The organism is Mycobacterium sp. E2733 (assembly GCF_001667585.1).
Taxonomy (GTDB): Bacteria; Actinomycetota; Actinomycetes; order Mycobacteriales; family Mycobacteriaceae; genus Mycobacterium.
Genome location: NZ_LZJZ01000091.1, coordinates 1 through 1,919 on the forward strand (window position 1 = coordinate 1; position 1,919 = coordinate 1,919).

2 pseudogenes are annotated in these 1,919 nt (G+C 68.5%); both read left to right on the forward strand.

The annotated features are described in order from the left end of the window. A pseudogene (locus A5678_RS27590) lies at nt 1-1,224 on the forward strand (serine/threonine protein kinase); the annotation flags it as partial. Nucleotides 1,225-1,638: 414 nt separating this feature from the next. Further along, nucleotides 1,639-1,919: pseudogene (locus A5678_RS16330) on the forward strand (hypothetical protein); the annotation flags it as partial.

Here is a 1,919-nt window from a genome sequence, read left to right on the forward strand (position 1 = left end):
GTCATCGCCAAAGGCATGGCCAAAGACCCCGCCCAGCGCTATGCCACCACCGTGGAATTCGCGCACGCCGCCCGCGAGGCGGCCACAGTGCCGCTACCCCCACCGGAGCAGACCGTGCAGGTGCACCCACCGGTCTGGCCCGGTCAGCCCACCGCGGGCCGCATCCAGGGCTACGACACCCAACTCGCCCCGATCGGGGCCGCACCCGTCCTGCCACCACCATGGGGGGCACCACCGCTGCCCCAGGTAACGCCCACCCCGCAGCGGCCCAGGTGGCGGCGCCCGAACGTCGTGATTCCCGCGCTGCTGGTGATCGCGGTACTCATCGCGGGCGGTGTCTTCGCCGCCGTCAACGCCTCCCACCACCACAAGGCGACCCCGGCCGCGCCGACCGCCATCGCGCCCACCACCCCGCCGCCGAATACCGGTCCGTTCACCGGTATCTACACCGCCAACTTCGACCCGGAGACCCGTCTCGACGGGAAACCGGATCAGGATGCCGCGCCAGAGACGGAAACCTGGGGCCTGCGCTCGGTGTGCCGCCCGGGCGGGTGCGTGGCCACCGCGGCACGGCGAAACGGCCACACCACACTGTCGACGTTGGTCTTCGACGAGGTCGGCGGTCGCTGGCTGGCCGTCGGCCTCGGCTCTCGAACATGCACGAACGCTCCCGCCGAAGGCTGGGAGGTGTTCATTTTGCAACCCCATCCCGATGGCACCCTGTCCGGCGACTACACCTCGGCGGCCAGCACCGGCTGCGACGTCAAGCGGAGCGTGAGCTTCACCCGCACCGCAGATGTCGACGTCACCAGCCTGCCCGACCCGGCCGGCCAGCCGCCGCGGGTGGTGTCGCCGGCCGAAGCGCTGCACGGCCACTACCACGAGACGGTAACCTACGCGGACGGGGGCAAATGGGAGGCCGACTTCGCGGTCCGCACGGACTGTCTGCGCACCGGCGATCGGTGCATGAGCTATTTCCACGATCCCAAGGTTGTTGCGCCGCTGGTCTTCGACGGCGGGCAGTGGACCCGGGACACCGAGTACGACAATCCGTGTCCGGGCGGCGGCACGTACCACGTGAAAATCACCGCGACGTTTCCGCTGCCCGCACCGGCGCAGGATCCGATCACGCCGCTGACCGGGCACGGCCACCAGGGCCAGATCGGCGCCTGCAAGGTTGGCCAAATCGACTTCAACGCGAAGTTTGTGCGCACCGGCGATTAGAGGGCCATCACCTTCCGGGGTTTCTGCTCAGATGACAAGGGCGGCGCAGGCGCAGCGGGCCCGGCCATAACGTGGACCCGTCTCTTGCTGGCTCGTGGATTTGACCGGGCTTTTGGCAGGGAGTCTGGGTCGCGGGGCGCTGTCAGCGGTTGCCGTGCAGTCGTTTCCGGCAAGCCGAGTGCCCCGGTTCCTGAACCCACAGCTTGTTCTGCGTGACGAGTCGGTGGTAGTGCCCGGTGCCGGTAAGGCACGGGTCGCCGCCTGCGTCAAGGGACCAATGCTCTTGGCGGTCGGGGACAAGCGGCCCTACGCGGTGCCTCAGCGTCGCAACAGAATGAGAAGTCCAGCTGGCGTTGATCGTTGCGGTGATCAGCGCACCGGGTGCGGCGAATTTCGTCGATGAGGGGCGAGCGGATGAAACCGGGGCAGACACCGGGGTCGGTGGCCGAGGGCACGCCGTTTGGGCGCTACCGGCTGATCGAGCTGCTGGGTCGCGGCGGGATGGGCGAGGTGTGGCGGGCCTATGACACCGTGATGGATCGGGTGGTGGCCCTGAAGGTGTTGTTGGCTAATGTCGCCGAGGATCCGGCCTATGTGGAGCGGTTTCGCCGCGAGGCGCACGCCGCGGCCAGCCTGGACGAGCCGCACGTCATCCCCATCTACGACTTCGGCGAGATCGACGGACGACTGTATGC